This is a genomic window from Thalassotalea litorea, assembly GCF_005843925.1.
In the GTDB taxonomy this organism is placed as follows: domain Bacteria; phylum Pseudomonadota; class Gammaproteobacteria; order Enterobacterales; family Alteromonadaceae; genus Thalassotalea_A; species Thalassotalea_A litorea_A.
The window spans coordinates 72571-90265 of record NZ_VCBC01000011.1; the positions used below are offsets into that span (position 1 = coordinate 72571).

General features: G+C 45.2%; 17 protein-coding genes. 15 read left to right on the forward strand and 2 right to left on the reverse strand.

The features are described 5' to 3' along the window. Positions 1-111: 111 nt before the first annotated feature. From hslV to FE810_RS11905, 13 genes are all read left to right on the forward strand, one after another. The gene (gene hslV, locus FE810_RS11845) at positions 112-630 is read left to right on the forward strand and encodes an ATP-dependent protease subunit HslV (RefSeq protein WP_138320273.1); all 519 of its coding nucleotides are present in this window, start codon (positions 112-114) and stop codon (positions 628-630) included. A gap of 17 nt (positions 631-647) precedes the next feature. Further along, on the forward strand, positions 648-1976 hold the full coding sequence (gene hslU, locus FE810_RS11850; protein WP_138320274.1) for an ATP-dependent protease ATPase subunit HslU: 1329 nt from the start codon (positions 648-650) through the stop codon (positions 1974-1976). A gap of 71 nt (positions 1977-2047) precedes the next feature. Beyond that, positions 2048-2413, forward strand: a complete 366-nt coding sequence (locus FE810_RS11855) for a gamma-butyrobetaine hydroxylase-like domain-containing protein (RefSeq protein ID WP_138320275.1) — start codon at positions 2048-2050, stop codon at positions 2411-2413. 13 nt (positions 2414-2426) lie between these two features. Further along, on the forward strand, positions 2427-2819 hold the full coding sequence (locus tag FE810_RS11860; protein ID WP_138320276.1) for a YbaN family protein: 393 nt from the start codon (positions 2427-2429) through the stop codon (positions 2817-2819). 187 nt (positions 2820-3006) lie between these two features. Then, complete coding sequence (locus tag FE810_RS11865) at positions 3007-3570, forward strand: RNA polymerase sigma factor (RefSeq protein WP_370738935.1); 564 nt, start codon at positions 3007-3009, stop codon at positions 3568-3570. A 2-nt stretch (positions 3571-3572) separates the two neighbouring features. Beyond that, positions 3573-4097 (forward strand): anti-sigma factor, encoded by a 525-nt coding sequence (locus FE810_RS11870; RefSeq protein WP_138320278.1) that lies wholly within the window; start codon positions 3573-3575, stop codon positions 4095-4097. Between the two features lie 12 nt (positions 4098-4109). Next, the gene (locus FE810_RS11875) at positions 4110-5063 is read left to right on the forward strand and encodes a DUF4097 family beta strand repeat-containing protein (RefSeq protein WP_138320279.1); all 954 of its coding nucleotides are present in this window, start codon (positions 4110-4112) and stop codon (positions 5061-5063) included. Between the two features lie 451 nt (positions 5064-5514). Then, complete coding sequence (locus FE810_RS11880; RefSeq protein ID WP_138320280.1) at positions 5515-7449, forward strand: PrkA family serine protein kinase; 1935 nt, start codon at positions 5515-5517, stop codon at positions 7447-7449. Between the two features lie 71 nt (positions 7450-7520). Then, positions 7521-8819 carry a YeaH/YhbH family protein gene (locus FE810_RS11885; RefSeq protein WP_138320281.1) on the forward strand — a complete coding sequence of 433 codons (1299 nt, stop codon included), beginning with the start codon at positions 7521-7523 and terminating at the stop codon, positions 8817-8819. Continuing rightward, positions 8806-10350 (forward strand): SpoVR family protein, encoded by a 1545-nt coding sequence (locus FE810_RS11890; protein ID WP_138320282.1) that lies wholly within the window; start codon positions 8806-8808, stop codon positions 10348-10350. The genes FE810_RS11885 and FE810_RS11890 overlap by 14 nt, the downstream gene beginning before the upstream one ends. A gap of 193 nt (positions 10351-10543) precedes the next feature. After that, positions 10544-11956: a replicative DNA helicase gene (gene dnaB, locus FE810_RS11895; protein ID WP_138320283.1), complete on the forward strand. Its 1413-nt coding sequence runs from the start codon at positions 10544-10546 to the stop codon at positions 11954-11956. Positions 11957-11977: 21 nt separating this feature from the next. Beyond that, positions 11978-13069, forward strand: a complete 1092-nt coding sequence (alr, locus tag FE810_RS11900; RefSeq protein WP_138320284.1) for an alanine racemase — start codon at positions 11978-11980, stop codon at positions 13067-13069. A gap of 103 nt (positions 13070-13172) precedes the next feature. Beyond that, the gene (locus tag FE810_RS11905) at positions 13173-13385 is read left to right on the forward strand and encodes a DUF2375 family protein (RefSeq protein WP_138320285.1); all 213 of its coding nucleotides are present in this window, start codon (positions 13173-13175) and stop codon (positions 13383-13385) included. Between the two features lie 40 nt (positions 13386-13425). Here FE810_RS11905 and zur read toward each other — a convergent pair whose 3' ends face one another. Then, positions 13426-13860: a zinc uptake transcriptional repressor Zur gene (zur, locus tag FE810_RS11910; RefSeq protein ID WP_138320286.1), complete on the reverse strand. Its 435-nt coding sequence runs from the start codon at positions 13858-13860 to the stop codon at positions 13426-13428. 236 nt (positions 13861-14096) lie between these two features. Between zur and FE810_RS11915 the strand changes: the two genes are divergently transcribed. Continuing rightward, positions 14097-15395 (forward strand): amidohydrolase family protein, encoded by a 1299-nt coding sequence (locus tag FE810_RS11915; protein ID WP_138320287.1) that lies wholly within the window; start codon positions 14097-14099, stop codon positions 15393-15395. 98 nt (positions 15396-15493) lie between these two features. On the opposite strand, the gene FE810_RS11920 is transcribed toward FE810_RS11915, so the two are convergent. Beyond that, complete coding sequence (locus FE810_RS11920; RefSeq protein WP_138320288.1) at positions 15494-16210, reverse strand: AraC family transcriptional regulator; 717 nt, start codon at positions 16208-16210, stop codon at positions 15494-15496. A 303-nt stretch (positions 16211-16513) separates the two neighbouring features. On the opposite strand from FE810_RS11920, the gene FE810_RS11925 reads away from it, so the two are divergent. Next, positions 16514-17689, forward strand: a complete 1176-nt coding sequence (locus FE810_RS11925) for a Gfo/Idh/MocA family protein (RefSeq protein ID WP_138320289.1) — start codon at positions 16514-16516, stop codon at positions 17687-17689. Positions 17690-17695: the final 6 nt, after the last annotated feature.

The following is a 17695-nucleotide window of genomic DNA, read 5'->3' on the forward strand; positions in this document are numbered from 1 at the left end:
CAGGAAACTGACATTCTGTTCGTGCGATAACACACTTATTGAATCGTTGTCGCGGCGTTACAGCCGCCAGTTCGAGCATCAACAAGTGTCAACTTTTATAAGGGGTCGATAGTGACAACGATTGTTTCAGTACGCCGTGATGGCAAAGTATGTATCGGCGGTGATGGCCAGGTATCCCTGGGCAATACCGTAATGAAAGGCAATGCTCGCAAAGTACGCCGTTTATATCATGATAAGGTATTAGCGGGTTTTGCAGGCGGTACTGCCGATGCCTTTACCCTGTTCGAGCGATTTGAAAATAAACTCGAAATGCATCAGGGGCACCTAACCAAAGCCGCGGTTGAACTTGCCAAAGACTGGCGCAGCGATCGTGCGTTACGCCGTTTAGAAGCCATGCTTGTCGTTGCCGATCATACGGCCTCGTTAATCATTACCGGTAACGGTGATGTCGTGCAGCCAGAGAATGACCTAATTGCCATTGGCAGTGGCGGTAATTTTGCTCAGGCGGCGGCGACTGCTCTATTTGAAAACACCGAGCTTGGGGCACGTGATATTGTTGAGAAGTCCCTGAAAATAGCCGGTGATATCTGTGTATTCACCAACCAGAATTTAACCATCGATGAATTATAGGTTAAGGAATTATTTTAATGTCTAACATGACTCCCCGTGAAATCGTTCATGAACTTGATCAACATATTATCGGCCAGATGGATGCCAAAAAAGCGGTCGCTATCGCATTAAGAAACCGCTGGCGTCGGATGCAGCTTGATGAAGAGTTGCGCGCCGAAGTTACCCCAAAGAATATTTTGATGATCGGTCCAACAGGCGTCGGTAAAACCGAGATTGCCCGTCGTCTGGCAAAACTCGCAAAAGCGCCTTTTATTAAGGTAGAAGCGACCAAATTTACTGAAGTTGGTTATGTCGGTAAAGAAGTGGAAACCATTATCCGTGATTTAACGGATATGGCGATGAAAATGACCAAAGAGCAGGAGATGCTTCGTGTTCGCCATCTGGCGGAAGAAGCAGCAGAGGAACGCATTCTTGATGTGCTGATCCCGGCTCCTAGAAATAATTTTGGTGAACAGGAAGAAACCGATAATTCTTCAACTCGACAGGTTTTCCGTAAAAAGCTGCGTGAAGGCAAGCTGGATGACAAAGAAATTGAAATCGATGTTGTTCAGCCTCAGGTCGGTATGGAAATCATGGCTCCTCCGGGTATGGAAGATATGACGTCGCAATTGCAAAGCATGTTTCAAAACCTTTCACAGGATAAGAGCAAAAAGCGTAAGTTGAAAATAAAAGATGCTTTTAAGGCATTGCAGGAAGAAGAAGCCTCGAAACTGCTTAATCCGGATGAGCTTAAAGAAAAGGCACTCGAAGCGGTAGAGCAGCACGGCATCGTTTTCCTGGATGAAGTGGATAAAATTTGTAAACGAGGTGACTCATCAGGTCCGGATGTTTCCCGCGAAGGTGTGCAACGCGATTTGCTACCATTAGTGGAAGGTTCGACCGTTTCAACCAAGCATGGCATGGTGAAAACGGATCATATTTTGTTTATCGCATCCGGTGCGTTTCAAATGGCAAAACCCTCCGATTTGATCCCTGAGTTGCAGGGGCGTTTGCCTATCCGGGTTGAGTTAAAGGCATTAACCACCGAAGATTTTGTACGCATTTTAACCGAGCCTAATGCGTCGTTAACCGAGCAATATATTGCGTTAATGGCGACTGAAGGGGTGAAAATCGAGTTTGCTGAGGATGGCATACAGGCGTTAGCTACGGCTGCCTGGCAAGTGAATGAGACCACCGAAAATATCGGTGCACGCCGTTTGCATACCGTGATGGAACGCCTAATGGAAGATTTGTCATTCCATGCCGATGATCACAGTGGTAATCTGGTCACTATCGACAAAGCTTACGTTCAGAAAAAACTGGAAATTTTGGTTCAGGATGAAGACCTAAGTCGCTTTATCCTATAAGACTGAGGCTAAGGTTAGGGTGTCAGAGCATGCTCTGATGCCGACTTTTCACCATGTAAAGGAGATAGACCATGGCAGTGACAGACATTGTGTACAACAAGGCGAAGCGCTCTGTGATGCTCACCTTTGATGATGATTTCGCCGCCGACATAAGCGCAGAGTTCCTGCGGGTCTATTCGCCTTTAGAACAAACCTCGGTGAAAGGTAAGCCCAAACCTCCGTTAAGTAATAAAAAATTGGTGGCGATATCTGCCATTGATAATGTCGGCAAGCATGGTGTACGCATTCAATTTGATGATGGTCATCAGGCAGTCTACCGAGACATGCTATTGCATGAGTTTGCTCATAACCAAAATCGTTTATGGCAAGAGTATATCGACGCTCTCGCGGTTACGGGTTTCACTCGCGAAGCCAAAATAGAGATCACGCAGCTGTAATTAAGAGGTCTTGATGTTAACCCGCTATGCCTATTTGGCTTTTGGCCTGTTAATGGTCGCGTTGGCCTCTTTAGGCGCGATTTTACCGGGCTTACCGACAACACCATTCGTATTGGTCGCTGCCGCCTGCTTTGCCAAGTCTTCCCCTAAACTTGACGCCTGGCTGCGTAATAACCCGCTATTTGGACCTTTAATTAAAAACTGGCAGCAGCATCGCTGTATTGGCTCGAAAACCAAAATCATTGCCGTGGTCATGATCTTGGCATTTGGCAGCTATAGTTTGATATTTGCTCTGCAGGAATTTTGGTTGCGTATTCTTGTCGGCGCTTTTCTGGCGATCGGTCTGACCGTCGTGCTAAGTCTGAATACCTGCCCTCGAGTTATCAAAGAAAAACCTGATAACTAACCAGTATTTTTTCGTAACCTATTGCTACAAAAATGAATTATCGGCAGTGGTAGTTTGTTCTCGTTAGATGCATGGCGAGTGTCAATTGCAGGGCTAAACACCTTCCGAAAAATATTTTTTATTTCGCTTTAAACCTTTTTAGCAGATACTGCATCCTAATAATCAAACCAACCAGATGCGAAATTCAGTGACACTATCAGGACAACAAACCGTGATTGATGCCCAGCAATTGTTTGCTTCTCAGCAGGAGAAGGAGTGGATTGAGCTGGCAAAAAACGGAGACAGACACGCGTTTCAACAGCTGTACCAGCTACATATTGGCAAAGTTTATGGTCTGTGCCTGCGAATGCTTGCTCAGCGAGATCAAGCTGAGGACGTCGCCCAGGAGGTCTTTGTTCAAGTCTGGTTGAAGTTAAAGAATTTTCGTGGCGATAGTAAGTTTTCCACCTGGCTACATTCTGTCGCAACCAATACGGTGTTAAGTCACCTGCGCAAGCAAAAAAACTGGATGCAACGAATGTTTAGCATTGAAGATACGCATATCAGCGAGCCAACGGTGAATGAGCATCCTGAATTATCCGATTTGGATAAAACCATTTTAAAATTGCCAGAAAAAGCACGTCTAGTGTTCGTGATGTTTGCCGTAGAAGGTTACCGCCATGAAGAAATTGCCAGCATGTTAAATATGGCCGTAGGGTCGAGTAAATCCCACTACCATAGAGCCAAAAAATTATTACAGGAGTGGTTGTAATCATGAAAGAAACAATCAATGAACAGCAGCTTCAGCAACGTATCGATGATTTGTCCGCCGAGATCCAACCACAACGAGATTTGTGGCAAGGCATTGAGCGAGCGATCGAAATCAAGTCGCAGGTACAGCCGGCATCAGAGCCGCGTGCAAGTAACGGCAACATTGTTCGAGCGAATTTTCAACCACTGGCCTGGGCGGCATCCATCGTATTGGCTGTAATCCTTACCTTTAATTATCAAAGCCGTCCTGAGCAGGCTCCTCAATTGACCGCGGTTGAAATGATTGAGCAGCAATATCTTCAAGAAAAGCAAAATATGCTGGTCAGCTTTGGTAAACCGAATTTGGATACGTTACCGGATGATATTCGCCAGCAATTTGATGAAATTCAGTCTGCCCGTGAATCTTTGCTCACCGCTCTGGAAGATGACCCACAAAATGCAGATTTACTCAATTTGCTTAAGTGGACTCAAAAGCAGGAATTAAACTTGCTGGAACAGCTTTATAGCCCGAAATGGCAAACCATATAAGAGGTTAACACAATGCGCTTTATCTATTTCCCCCTGCTTTTCGCCGGTTTGACGAGTTCGGTATGTGCCCTTGAAAGTCGCAATATTGATCAACGATTACCCATTACAGACAATACCAATGTTGTGATTGAAAATATGCGAGGTACAGTTGCAATTTTAGGTACCGATAGCAAAGAGGTCTGGGTTAGCGGGGTTGTTGATGAAATGGCTACCGACTTTGTTTTTGAGCAAAAAGGTAACACCATTTATGTTCAGGTAAAAATGCCGGCCAAAATTGATCAGGATTTTTGGGGTTCCAGGCAGCAAGAAAGCGATTTTACCGTTGCGCTACCAATTAATGTAAAGGTTAAATTTGCCGGGGTTTCGGCCAATGTTTCGGCTGAAAATTTGGATCAGGGAGCGCATTTAAAGACGGTCAGTGGCAACGTAGAGGCTCGCAACATAGGTCAAAAAGTTCGTCTTGAAACCGTCAGTGGTGATATTGATAGTGAAGGCCTGCGCGGCAGTGTTTTTCTCTCCACGGTGAGTGGCGATATTACCGATAAAAACTCTAACGGTTTAGTTGAACTTAATGCTGTAAGCGGCAATATTGATGCCCGTGGCGAAGCCAGCGAATTAATTGCCAATGTGGTGTCTGGTGACTTGCAGGTCAATTATCGTGGTTTATCTAAGTTATCACTTTCTAGCGTTAGCGGCGATGTTGATGCCACTGCGGTGTTAATGGATGACGGTATTGTTAAGATGTCTTCGGTGAGCGGCAATATTACGTTTGTGGTGCAAGAGGATGCGAATGTCAGCGTTCGTGTTGATAGCAATGCTGGCGGTAAAATTGTTAATCGCATATCCAATGATGCGGTGGTCAAAGCCAAATATGGTCCCAGTAGTCGTCTGGAAACACGCATTGGTACCGGCGCTGCGTCGATTAAAGCCAGTACCGTCAGTGGCACAGTCCGGTTAAGTCACTAACCTCAGGCCAGGTCATAGAGAAACCTAACGCTCGTCTGTTCGCACCTACAATTGGCCCCAAGAATTTGGGGCTATAAACTCCATTCCTTGTTTTGCTGCAACTCGCTGATTTAGCATCTTTTTTCAAAAATACAAATTGACAATTATTCATCGCAACAACAGGCGCAGTACAAAATTTACGCTTATATTTAAATTAATGGCCGCTTTTGCGGTCTAATAAACTAGGCCTGTTGATCTTTCAATTTTAAGCCTGTGCCAATGACACGTGACGGTATACGTGATTATACAAGCGAAGCTACGAATGATTTTTATCGTAAATCTGTGAGTCAAGCGTTGTGCGCAGAGAATAATGTATTGAGATGTAGGTATAAAAAACTCAATTGCATTCGTCGCTTAATTAACCCCGAAAGATAAACAGCGCAAACAGTGGAATGATTTTGTGGGGGCAACTATGAGTATTTTTCAGCAGTTTCAAAGCCGCTACGATCAGGCCCAGGAAGAAGAGTATACTCTGGCGCAGTTTCTTGAGCTTTGTCGTGACGACAAAATGGCATATGCCAATGCGGCCGAGCGGTTGTTGGCCGCAATCGGCGAACCGGAAATGGTCGACACTTCCCGGCAGCCAGTACTTAGTCGAATTTTTTCCAATCGGGTGATCGCCAGATACCCCGCATTTTCAGAGTTTTATGGCATGGAAGACGCCATCGAACAAATCGTTTCTTACCTAATGCATGCCTCGCAAGGGCTGGAAGAAAAGAAACAGGTTTTATACCTGCTCGGCCCGGTTGGTGGTGGTAAATCGTCACTGGCGGAAAAACTAAAAACCCTGATGCAGTCACAACCCATCTATGTGCTCAGTGCCAATGGCCAGCGTAGCCCGGTAAACGACCATCCGCTGTCTTTATTTGATGTGGATAATGACGGCAAAATTCTTGAACAAGAATACAATATCCCAAGTCGTTATCTGAATGGCATTATGTCGCCGTGGGCGGCGAAACGTTTGCACGAATTTAAAGGCGATATTGCCCAATTCAAAGTGGTAAAAGTCTACCCGTCGATTCTCGATCAAATCGCGATTGCCAAAACCGAGCCGGGTGACGACAACAATCAGGATATTTCATCTCTGGTCGGTAAAGTCGATATCCGTCAACTTGAACACTTTGCCCAGAATGATCCCGATGCCTATGGCTATTCCGGTGCATTATGCCGTGCCAATCAAGGCTTGATGGAGTTTGTGGAGATGTTTAAAGCGCCGATTAAGGTGCTACACCCATTATTAACTGCCACACAAGAGGGAAATTACAACCCCACCGAGGGATTGTCGGCATTACCTTTTGACGGCATCATTTTGGCGCATTCGAATGAATCTGAATGGTTGTCGTTTAAGAACAATAAAAACAACGAAGCGTTTCTGGACCGGGTATATATTGTCAAAGTCCCGTACTGTATGCGCGTGGCGGAAGAGATTAAAATTTACCAAAAACTGTTGAAAAACTCGGAATTGGTGGATGCTCAGTGTGCGCCTGGTACGTTGGATATCCTTGCACAATTTACGGTGTTATCCCGTCTTGTTGTTCCTGAAAACTCCAGCATTTATTCAAAAATGCGGGTGTACAACGGTGAAACCTTAAAAGACACCGACCCGAAAGCCAAATCCTATCAGGAATATCGGGATTATGCTGGCGTAGATGAAGGCATGACCGGTTTGTCCACGCGGTTTGCGTTTAAAATTCTCTCCCGTGTTTTTAACTTTGACCACAATGAAGTGGCCGCGAATCCGGTTCATCTATTTTATGTGCTGGAGCAACAAATCGAACGTGAACAGTTGCCAAAAGAAACTGCCGATCGATATCTGGAATTCATTAAAGGTTATATGATCCCTCAGTATATCGAGTTTATCGGCAAGGAAATCCAAACCGCGTATCTCGAATCCTATTCTGAGTACGGGCAAAATATCTTTGATCGCTATGTCGTGTATGCGGATTTTTGGATTCAGGATCAGGAATATCGGGATGCAGAAACGGGTCAGATTCTGGATCGCAGTGCATTGAACAATGAGCTGGAGAAAATCGAAAAACCCGCAGGCATCTCAAACCCGAAAGATTTCCGTAATGAAATTGTCAATTTCGTATTACGGGCCAAAGCCAATAACAATGGCAATAATCCCATGTGGACCAGTTACGAGAAGTTACGCACTGTCATCGAGAAGAAAATGTTCTCGAATACGGAAGACTTGCTGCCCGTGATCTCTTTTAATACCAAGACATCCTCCGATGATCAAAAGAAACACGACGAGTTTGTCGAACGTATGGTCACTAAAGGCTATACCAGCAAGCAGGTGCGCCTGTTAAGTGAGTGGTATCTGCGGGTGAGAAAATCTTCGTAAACGCCATGGTTTCATCGGTGCCGGCAAACCCGGTGTTCTTGCCAGAGAGACTCAACAAAGGTTAACAAAATATGGCTAACTTTATTGATCGACGACTGAACAGCAAAAATAAATCTATGGTGAATCGCCAGAGATTTTTTCGTCGCCATAAAAATCAAATAAAGCGTTCTTTGGCCGATAGTATTAACAATCGTCAGGTGACGGACCTTACCAGTGGACAAGATGTCTCTATTGCCAGAAAAGATCTGGTGGAACCGGTATTTCGTCAAGGCGATGGCGGTACCAAAAATCGCGTTTTTGCCGGCAATGACCAATTTGCAGAAGGCGATAAAATTCCTCGACCAAAAGCTCAGGCCGGCCCGGGAAGCGGTTCCGGTAATGCCAGTGACCGGGGGAAAGGGGAAGATGACTTTGTGTTTTCCATCTCCCACGATGAATACCTGAATTTATTGTTCGATGATCTGGAATTACCGAATCTACAGAAAAATCAATTGGATAAACTGGTGGAATACAAAACGGTCCGCGCCGGTTATTGCGCCGAAGGTGTTCCTGCCAATATCGATATCGTGAAATCCTTACAGGGCTCAATCGCACGTCGTATTGCCATGACCAGTAGCAAGCGCCGTGAATTGAAAGCGTGTGAGCAAGAATTGACTCAGGTATTGGCAACCGACAATCCGGATCCTGATGTGGTTGCACAGCTTCAGGCACAAATTGACATGCTAAAAGAGCGCATCCGCGCCGTGCCGTTTATCGACAGTTTTGATTTGCATTATCGAAACTATGAGAAGCAGGCCGTGCCCACGTCGAAGGCCGTTATGTTTTGTCTGATGGATGTATCCGGCTCGATGGTGCAAGCCACCAAAGATATTGCTAAGCGTTTTTACATTTTACTGTACCTGTTTTTAAGCCGGACCTATCAGACCATCGATGTGGTGTATATCATCCATCATACTCAGGCAAAAGAGGTCGACGAACAGGATTTCTTCTATTCCAGAGAGACTGGCGGCACCATTGTCTCCAGCGCACTGGAACTGATGCAGGAAATCGTCGCCGAGCGATACAGCTCCGGTGATTGGAATATCTATGCCGCACAGGCTTCTGATGGTGATAACTGGCAGGATGATACGGAAAAATGTTATGAGCTTTTGAAAAGCCATATTCTGCCAGCAGTTCGCTTTTACGCGTATATTGAAATCACTCAGGACTTACACAAATCGTTATGGCAACGTTACCGGGCATTGGCGAATCGGGAAAGTCATTTTGCCATGCGGCGAATTCGTGAAATCGAAGATATCTATCCGGTGTTCAGGGATTTGTTTAAAAAAGCCCCACAAGGTTCAGCAGGAGTCGCGAATGTCAAAGATTAATCCACAGGTATCCGAGGCATCAGGCGCCTATGTTGGCAGTTTGCCAGATCGTGCCGACTGGACCTTTGACGATTTACAGCAATATGAGCAGGAATTAGCGCGCGTCGCTGAGCATTATCGTCTCGATACTTATCCAAACCAGATTGAAATGATCACCTCTGAGCAAATGATGGATGCCTATGCCAGCGTCGGCATGCCGATCGGTTACAACCATTGGTCATTTGGCAAAAAATTTATCCAGACCCAACAAACCTACAAGCGTGGCTATATGGGGCTGGCATATGAAATCGTTATCAATTCAAATCCATGCATCGCGTATTTAATGGAAGAAAACACTCTGACCATGCAGGCGTTAGTGATGGCCCATGCCTGTTATGGACACAACTCTTTTTTTAAAGGCAATTATCTGTTTCGCTCCTGGACTGATGCCAGTTCCATCATTGACTACCTGCTGTTTGCCAGAAACTATATTGCCCGTTGCGAAGAGCTTTATGGTGTCGATGAAGTAGAAACGACCCTTGATGCCTGCCACGCCTTGATGGCCCATGGCGTTGATCGTTACAAAAGGCCGCAACAAATCTCTCTTAAAGAAGAGCGTAAACGCCAGAAACAACGCCAGGAATATTTACAATCTCAGGTAAATAGTCTGTGGCAAAAAGTGGCAAAGCCAGACCAGTCAACCACACAACAACAACCTCGGTTTCCGGAACAGCCCCAGGAAAACCTGCTGTATTTTATCGAAAAAAATTCTCCTTTATTACAATCCTGGCAACGTGAAATCGTGCGCATTGTTCGCAAAATGGCACAATATTTCTATCCGCAAAAACAGACTCAGGTTATGAACGAAGGTTGGGCTTGTTTCTGGCACTACACCTTACTCAATCACCTGTATGACGAAGGCAAGCTTAGCGATAAGTTTATGCTTGAATTTGTCCATCATCACTCGAACGTGATTGCCCAGCCGGGTTACAACAGTCAGGGATATTCCGGGATCAACCCCTATGCTCTGGGGTTTCATATGTTCAGCGATATTCGCCGTATCTGTGAGCAGCCAACGGCTGAAGATAAGGAGTGGTTCCCCGATCTGGCCGGCAGCAACTGGCTTGATGCGGTGCACTTTGCTATGGAAAACTTTAAGGACGAGAGTTTTATTGGTCAGTATCTTTCGCCAAAACTGATGCGAGACCTTAAGCTGTTTCATATTAAAGATGATGCCACCAGTCCTTACATTCGCGTCGAATCGATTCACAATGAAACGGGCTACCAACGGATCCGCCAGGCTTTATCTAATCAATATAACCTCAGTGAAATTGAACCGAATATTCAAATTGTTGATGCCGATATCAATGGCGACAGAACTTTAACCTTAGAATATGTTCCCCATCAAAAAGTCCCACTGCACCCGTCTTACCAGGAAGTGCTCAAACACCTGTATTATCTATGGAAATTTGACGTTAAATTAGTGCAACGTGAAGAGAGTGGTAATGCCAGGATAATTGGTACCTGTCCACCAAAAATAGATACAGCCTAGACCTATGCAGGCCCGCGTAATTGTCAGGGCCTGATATTTTGTTGTTAAGGTGTAAGTTTCTCTTCATTTATGCCCCGCAATAGCTTATCGTGGAGAGTCAAATTAGCAAAAAAGCCATTATGAGAATCGATCGCATCTTTCATCGTTGGTATAATCGCTAAATCCGCTAACAATCGAGCAGGGTCGTTAATTCATGGCGCAAAAGCAGGCAGCGCAATCGCAAATCAATAAAGCAGTTCGGGACAAACAAGTTGAACAACTGAAAGTCGCTCCCCATTCCATGGAGGCTGAGCAATCGGTCCTGGGTGGCTTGTTGTTAGATAATGAGGCTTGGGACAATGTTGCTGAACGCGTGGTTGCTCAGGACTTTTATTCCCGTTCGCATCGTATTATTTTTAATACCATTGGTGATTTGATAGAGAAAGGCAATCCAGTCGATTTGATCACCTTGTCAGAAGCGCTTGAAAATCAGCAACAAATCGATGATGTCGGTGGATTTGTTTATCTCGCCGAGATGATGAAAAACACGCCAAGTGCATCCAATATTTATGCTTATGCAGCGATTGTCCGAGAACGTGCAGTTACCCGTGAGCTAATTTCCGTCGCGAATGAAATCGCCGATGCGGGTTATGATCCCCAGGGTCGGGAAAGTAGTGAATTACTCGATTTCGCTGAATCCCGGGTATTCCAAATTGCCGAACAACGGGCAAATAAATCCGAAGGTCCGGAAAACATTCACTCGGTGTTGGAAAAAACCGTCGATAAAATCGAAAAATTGTATGGCCAGCCCCATGATGGTGTGACCGGTGTCAGTACCGGTTTCCAGGATCTGGATAAAATGACCGCGGGCCTACAGCCGTCTGATCTGATCATTGTTGCAGCTCGTCCGTCTATGGGTAAAACCACATTCGCGATGAACCTGGCGGAAAATGCCGCCATGATGCAGGATAAACCGGCATTGATATTCTCACTGGAGATGCCTTCCGAGCAAATTATGATGAGGATGCTCGCGTCCTTAGGTCGCATTGATCAAACCAAGATACGTACCGGTCAGTTAGGCGATGAAGATTGGGCTCGTTTATCATCGACTATGGGGTTGTTGATTGAAAAAGGCAAAATGTTTGTCGACGATGCTTCCGGGTTGACACCGACAGAAGTGCGTTCTCGTGCCCGTCGTATTCACCGTGATCATGGTGGCTTGTCGATGATTATGATCGATTATCTGCAATTGATGCGCGTTCCGTCATTTAGTGATAACCGTACCCTGGAAATTGCCGAAATTTCCCGTTCATTGAAAGCCCTTGCTAAAGAGCTGCAAGTGCCGGTTGTTGCTTTGTCCCAGCTGAACCGTAGTTTGGAGCAACGTGCAGATAAACGCCCGGTAAACTCAGATTTGCGTGAATCAGGCTCTATCGAGCAGGATGCGGATTTGATTATGTTTATCTATCGTGATGAGGTTTATCACGATGATTCCGCCGATAAAGGCACCGCAGAAATCATTATCGGTAAACAGCGTAACGGCCCTATCGGTCGAGTACGTCTGACCTTCCAGGGGCAATTCTCCCGCTTTGATAATTACGCCGGTCAGGCGTTTGAAGAAGACTAATAACGAGTTTGCAGGACTGATATGCAGGCAATTGCCACCGCAGATATTCACTTAAACGCCCTTGACCACAACCTTGCACTGGTAAAGCACCTAACACCAGAAACCAAGGTTTTGGCGCTATTAAAGGCAAATGCTTATGGTCATGGTGCATTGACGGTTGCACGTCATCTAAATGGCTCTGCTGACGCCTATGGTGTCGCCCGAATTGATGAAGCCATTGCCCTGCGCGAAGCCGGCATCAATACGCCTTTGGTATTGATGGAGGGATTTTTTTCAGCAACTGAATTGCCCTTGATTATCGAACACAATTTACAAATCGTAGTGCACTGTGAATATCAGTTGCAAGCGCTTGAAGCGTTATCATCTGAGCACATAAATGCATTAAAAGTCTGGTTAAAAATCGACACCGGTATGCATCGCTTAGGCATAGAACCCGAGTTGTTCCCAACCTTTTACCAACGTCTTAAAGCCTGTCAGAGCGTGCAGGAAAACATCATCGTAATTAGTCATTTGAGTAGTTCTGACGAGTTACAAAGTGATGTGACGCCGCAACAAATCGCGTTGTTTAATGACTGTTGTGGTAGTGGTGATTTTGAGCGTTCGCTGGCAAATTCCGGAGCTATCATGGCCTGGCCAGAGAGCCATTATCAATGGGTTCGCCCTGGAGTCATGCTGTATGGCGTAAACCCTTTGTACCCGGTAAGCATTGACGGAGTTCAGTTACGTCCAGTGATGACCTTGCGCTCGTCGTTGATTGCCGTAAAACCGATTCATGCTGGCGACAGTGTTGGCTATGGTGCCACCTATACTGCCAGAGAAGATACCAAAATTGGTGTCGTGGCAATTGGCTATGGTGATGGTTACCCCCGTCATGCAAAGGCCGGAACGCCAGTATTGGTTAATGGTCGAAAAGTCCCGTTAGTCGGTCGCGTTTCTATGGATATGATTACGGTGGATTTAGGCGCCGACAGCGAAGCGAAAATTGGCGATTATGTTGAACTTTGGGGAAAAAACCTGGCGATTGAAGAAGTTGCCGAAAACGCCGAAACCATTGCTTATGAATTGTTATGTAATATCACTGCGCGGGTGAAAATAGACGTTTTATCAAACTAGGACTATATTGTTAATATTCCCTGTTTTCCCGCAGTCGGCAGCAGATGGCGGGAAGTTAGTAAGCCTAAACGCTTAACAATTTAATTGATAAAAGGTCTTCACCATGGATGCCAACAACGAAGCAATTACAGTGCTGTATTATGACCAAACAGATATGACGTCTATTTGCGCCGAAGTACTCAGCAATCTCGATGTCGAAAAAAATCAACGGGTAATTTTACCGCAAGGTTATCGGGACGATAAAATTATCGTTGCGATCTTAGATGGCGACTGCCATGTCCGTAACTCTTTAGGTGATCGTCAGGTTTATTCCTGAGGCGATTTACGTGCCGTAAAATAAGCCTTTACAGCATTATTCATTGGCAAGTCTGACAGGTGCCGTGTGCCTCGACGATTTGATGATTAATGGTGAATCCACTGGCATCCGCCATTGCCCTCATCGCTAAATCCAGGTGTCCCGACTGGATTTCCTCAACGTGTCCGCATGTATCGCAAATCAATAATTGTACCGGATGTGAGCAATCACTAAAGTGGTGGCACAGGACAAAGGCGTTGATGGACTCTATTTTATGGACAAAGCCCTGTTTCGATAGAAAATCTAAGGCTCGATAGACGGTGGCAGGTTTGGCTCCAGGATCTATCGCTTGTAATTTTTCCAGCAAATCATAGGCACCGATGGCCTGTTCACTTTCCGCCATTAACATAAACACTTGTTCACGTGCATTGGTTAGCCTGGCACCGCGTTGTTTGCAGGTTTTCTGGGCTTGTTGTAAGAGCTCTTGTGCCTTCATAATTGTGTTGGACTATGACTTTTCATCCAGTGTAACACAGTCATTGGTTTTCCTTAAACCTGGGGGGAACCCTAAATGTTTAGTAAGAGTAACGGATTAATTGCCCTAATTGACGGATTAAATTTTATCCGCAAGCAAAGCTGTACTAACATATAGACAGGGATTATTGAGAATAACCGTATGACGTCTAAGCGATTTGATTAAGCAGTTCAAAATGCTGACATTGAGATTTGTTTATGAACTTTCGCTTTCCACTGTCAATTTTATTGATATTGGTGTTCGCCTCTCCAGTGTTTATCTGTAAGGCTCAAAACCAACCAACCTTATTTATGGATGGTAAGGCTTGGGATCCTGCACTGGGCTTTGTAAAAAAAGATTTATGCGTACTCAGACAGAAATTTGTGGTCCTGAGCAAATGCTTTCGTTCTCAAAAAAAGGTCTCTTTGGTCGATTTCTTCCTCGTTCCTCCGCTGGCAGATGCGCAACACTATGTTGCCGCGGTTGATAAAACCCGCAGTGATGCATTACTTCGCAGCGGTGTTTTTTACACCATGAATGCCAACGCTTCCAGCACCGATTTACCGCGTTTCAAGTCATTCTTTAACAGTCCTACAACCTATGATATGGCCTTGATGCAAGGCGCCATCACATCCGATTTTAAAGAGATTGATAACAGCCTGGCTGGCCTTGCTCCAACGCCCTACGAACTGAACAAAAGCGGTTCTAATCAGGTTTATCGCATCAAGGACAAATTTGATATTCCCAAAACCGCAAAGCAACTCAGTGAACAGGGAAGCCAGTTGGTTAAAGTGTTTCTCTATCATTCTGAGCGGCATCACTCTCGAAAAAATCGTCTGAATGTTGAGACTACTTATGGCGTGGATCCTGAGCTAATGGCCAATGTCGTGGAAACCTTCCATCACCACGGAATTAAGGTTATGGCTCAGGTAGAAACCGACTATGACACACGTATTGCAGCAGAAGCAGGGGTCGATTTTATCTCCCAGTTACCTGGGCATAGTCTGAGCAATGACGACTCGATTCAACAAAGCGCTAAGCTGTCGATGAAAACCATTCAGGCGATACAGAAAAACCAAGTGAAAGTGATCCCGGTTTATCATCTTGCCCGCACAGTAGCCCGGCAAAGCGGCAAAACCATAGAAAAAAATCCTGAATTGCAGCAGCATTATCAATTACAGCGCAATAACCTACAAATGCTGCAGGCCTACAGTATTCCAATTTTAATGGGGAGCGGCGGATACGCCCGGGTGTTTGACGAAGCCAAACATTATTACTTAATCGGCGCCTTTTCTCGTCAGGAAACCTTGAACACGGTTTTCTCAACATCGCGTCATCTTTTCCCAAAACGTAAAGTTGGTTGTTTTGATGTCGGTTGTGATGCCAGCTTTCTCGTCCTGGCAAAGGACCCGGGAGAAGGGTTAGAGACGTTGAATCACATAGAGTATTCGATGAAACAGGGTCAACAAATCGTCGCACCATCCAAGGTCCTTCGCCCGAGATTTCGTCGCAAATAACCAGCAGCCATTCCATTCGCCATACTGTATATCGAAACTAAGCATGAACGTACGTCTAATAATCCATGCTTAGGCGTCAAGGTTTTGAGCTGTCGGCGCTAGCGTTGTCGAATTTCAGAGGGTTGTTCTGCAAACATGCTTTTATATTGACGACAAAAGTAACTGTGATCGGTAAAGCCCGTATTGTATGCCACCTCGGCAATGGGTAACTGGGTTTCTAACAAGAGTTTTCGAGCTTTTTCTAATCGAAATTCATTGATGAACTGTTTTGGGGTTTTACCCAAATGCTTTTTAAAGCGACGCTCTAGCGCGCTAATCGATAAACAGGTGATTTGCGCCAGGGTTTCGATGGCTATTGGCTGTTGGTAATGTTGTTTGATGTATTCCAGAGGAATATGGATTGCATCAAGGGATTTAAACAATGGCGGCGTTTTTCCAAGCGATCGGGTATAACCGTAGGAACCGATAATCTGCCCCTGATCATCTTTGATTGGGCGCTTAGTGGTCGTAAACCAGCCAATATCTTCACCATCCAGTACATTCATTTCGATGCGATTGGTGACCAACTCTCCCGCTAAAATCCGCTGATCATCGCGAATAAACTGTTTTGCGATATGCTGCGGTGAAAACGCGTAGTCTGATTGACCCAGAATTTTTTCTAGTTGGTGAATTCCGAGGTTATCGAGAAACGCCTGATTGGCATACAAAATCTGTGATTGAGTGTCTTTAACCCAAAACAAAATATCGGGAATAAACTCGAATATCGTAATAAGTTGTTCCGAGTTAAAATTTTTCAGCTGTCTTAAATAGTCCATTTGCCTGCACGCAATGAGTTGTTTTTATTCATACTACGCCATGAATTAAATTTATTAAACGCCGAATTAATACAAATTCGATCCGAATTTGTATTAACAGTAATTGCAACCAGGCGATAGACTCAAATAATACCAAAACGGATCATTAGCAGAGCGAGTGAGATTGTCAGAAAAATAGTAGATATTTCTGCATAAGCGAGTCGATTTTGTTTTTATAACACAGCTGAACTATGCAGGTATTTAACCGACTTGATCTCACGCTCTGTAGTTTTTATGTTTTTATTTAAGCGATAAGGGTTGAGCATGAGCACAACAACAAGAAAAATTCGCATGGGCATGGTCGGCGGTGGTTCGGGCGCTTTTATTGGTGAAGTACACCGAATGGCGGCAGCGCTTGATGGTCAGATCGAGTTAGTGTGCGGTGCGTTTAGTCGCAGCGCCGAAAACAGCCGTAAGACTGGCCAGGCACTTTGTCTGGATCCTAATCGTTGTTATGACAGCTACCAGCAAATGTTCGCGATGGAAGCGGAACTACCTGAAGCGCAACGCATGGACTTCGTCGCCATCGTTACTCCTAATAATTCACATTTCGATATTGCCAAACAAGCTCTTACATCAGGGTTTCACGTGCTATCCGATAAACCGGCAACGTTCAATTTACAACAAGCCATAGAGTTGAAAGAACTAATCGATCTAAACCAACGTCTTTATGCGCTGACCCATACCTATACGGGCTATCCCATGGTTAAGCAGGCAAAAGCTATGATCGCAGAAGGGCAGTTAGGTGCAATTCGAAAAATCGTGGTGGAATATCCCCAAGGCTGGTTGGCCGACGCTCCGGATGCTGACAATAAACAAGCGAGTTGGCGTTTGGATCCTGCCCAAAGTGGGATAAGTTGCTGCATGGGCGATATCGGTGTGCATGCTGCGAATTTGGCAGAGTACATTTGTGGTGACCAAATTTCACAGCTTTGTGCTGAGTTATATTCTGTGGTTGATGGTCGTGAACTCGATGATGATGGTGTTGTGTTGCTCAAGTTTACCGGAGGTGCCAAAGGTGTGCTGATGGCCAGTCAGATTTCTGTAGGCGAAGAAAATGCATTAACGATTCGCATTTACGGTGAAAAAGCCGGATTGAAATGGTCGCAACAAGAACCAAACAGTTTATGGCAGGTATTTAACGATCAACCGACACGCTTATATCGAACTGGCGTGGGTAATTTGTCACCTTTAGCGCAAGCTGCCACCAGAACTCCGGCAGGCCACCCAGAAGGTTACCTGGAAGCGTTTGCCAATATTTACCGTAATTTTGCTGCCCAATTACACGCATGGAACCAGGGTGAAACCAGCGAAAATAAAACATTTGATGTGCCTGGTATCGATGAAGCCATTCGCGGAATGGCGTTTATCGAGAATGCTGTCAGTGCCAGTCAATCGGACATTAAATGGCATCCATTTTCACTTTCCCCAAAGTCATAACCAGAG

What these genes read in the sequence shown, in the direction of transcription:
- hslU (WP_138320274.1), top strand. Translation starts at nt 648, where the DNA reads ATGTCTAACATGACTCCCCGTGAAATCGTTCATGAACTTGATCAACAT.
- FE810_RS11855 (WP_138320275.1), top strand. Translation starts at nt 2,048, where the DNA reads ATGGCAGTGACAGACATTGTGTACAACAAGGCGAAGCGCTCTGTGATG.
- FE810_RS11860 (WP_138320276.1), top strand. Translation starts at nt 2,427, where the DNA reads ATGTTAACCCGCTATGCCTATTTGGCTTTTGGCCTGTTAATGGTCGCG.
- FE810_RS11870 (WP_138320278.1), top strand. Translation starts at nt 3,573, where the DNA reads ATGAAAGAAACAATCAATGAACAGCAGCTTCAGCAACGTATCGATGAT.
- FE810_RS11875 (WP_138320279.1), top strand. Translation starts at nt 4,110, where the DNA reads ATGCGCTTTATCTATTTCCCCCTGCTTTTCGCCGGTTTGACGAGTTCG.
- FE810_RS11880 (WP_138320280.1), top strand. Translation starts at nt 5,515, where the DNA reads ATGAGTATTTTTCAGCAGTTTCAAAGCCGCTACGATCAGGCCCAGGAA.
- FE810_RS11885 (WP_138320281.1), top strand. Translation starts at nt 7,521, where the DNA reads ATGGCTAACTTTATTGATCGACGACTGAACAGCAAAAATAAATCTATG.
- FE810_RS11890 (WP_138320282.1), top strand. Translation starts at nt 8,806, where the DNA reads ATGTCAAAGATTAATCCACAGGTATCCGAGGCATCAGGCGCCTATGTT.
- dnaB (WP_138320283.1), top strand. Translation starts at nt 10,544, where the DNA reads ATGGCGCAAAAGCAGGCAGCGCAATCGCAAATCAATAAAGCAGTTCGG.
- alr (WP_138320284.1), top strand. Translation starts at nt 11,978, where the DNA reads ATGCAGGCAATTGCCACCGCAGATATTCACTTAAACGCCCTTGACCAC.
- FE810_RS11905 (WP_138320285.1), top strand. Translation starts at nt 13,173, where the DNA reads ATGGATGCCAACAACGAAGCAATTACAGTGCTGTATTATGACCAAACA.
- zur (WP_138320286.1), bottom strand. Translation starts at nt 13,860, where the DNA reads ATGAAGGCACAAGAGCTCTTACAACAAGCCCAGAAAACCTGCAAACAA.
- FE810_RS11915 (WP_138320287.1), top strand. Translation starts at nt 14,097, where the DNA reads ATGAACTTTCGCTTTCCACTGTCAATTTTATTGATATTGGTGTTCGCC.
- FE810_RS11920 (WP_138320288.1), bottom strand. Translation starts at nt 16,210, where the DNA reads ATGGACTATTTAAGACAGCTGAAAAATTTTAACTCGGAACAACTTATT.
- FE810_RS11925 (WP_138320289.1), top strand. Translation starts at nt 16,514, where the DNA reads ATGAGCACAACAACAAGAAAAATTCGCATGGGCATGGTCGGCGGTGGT.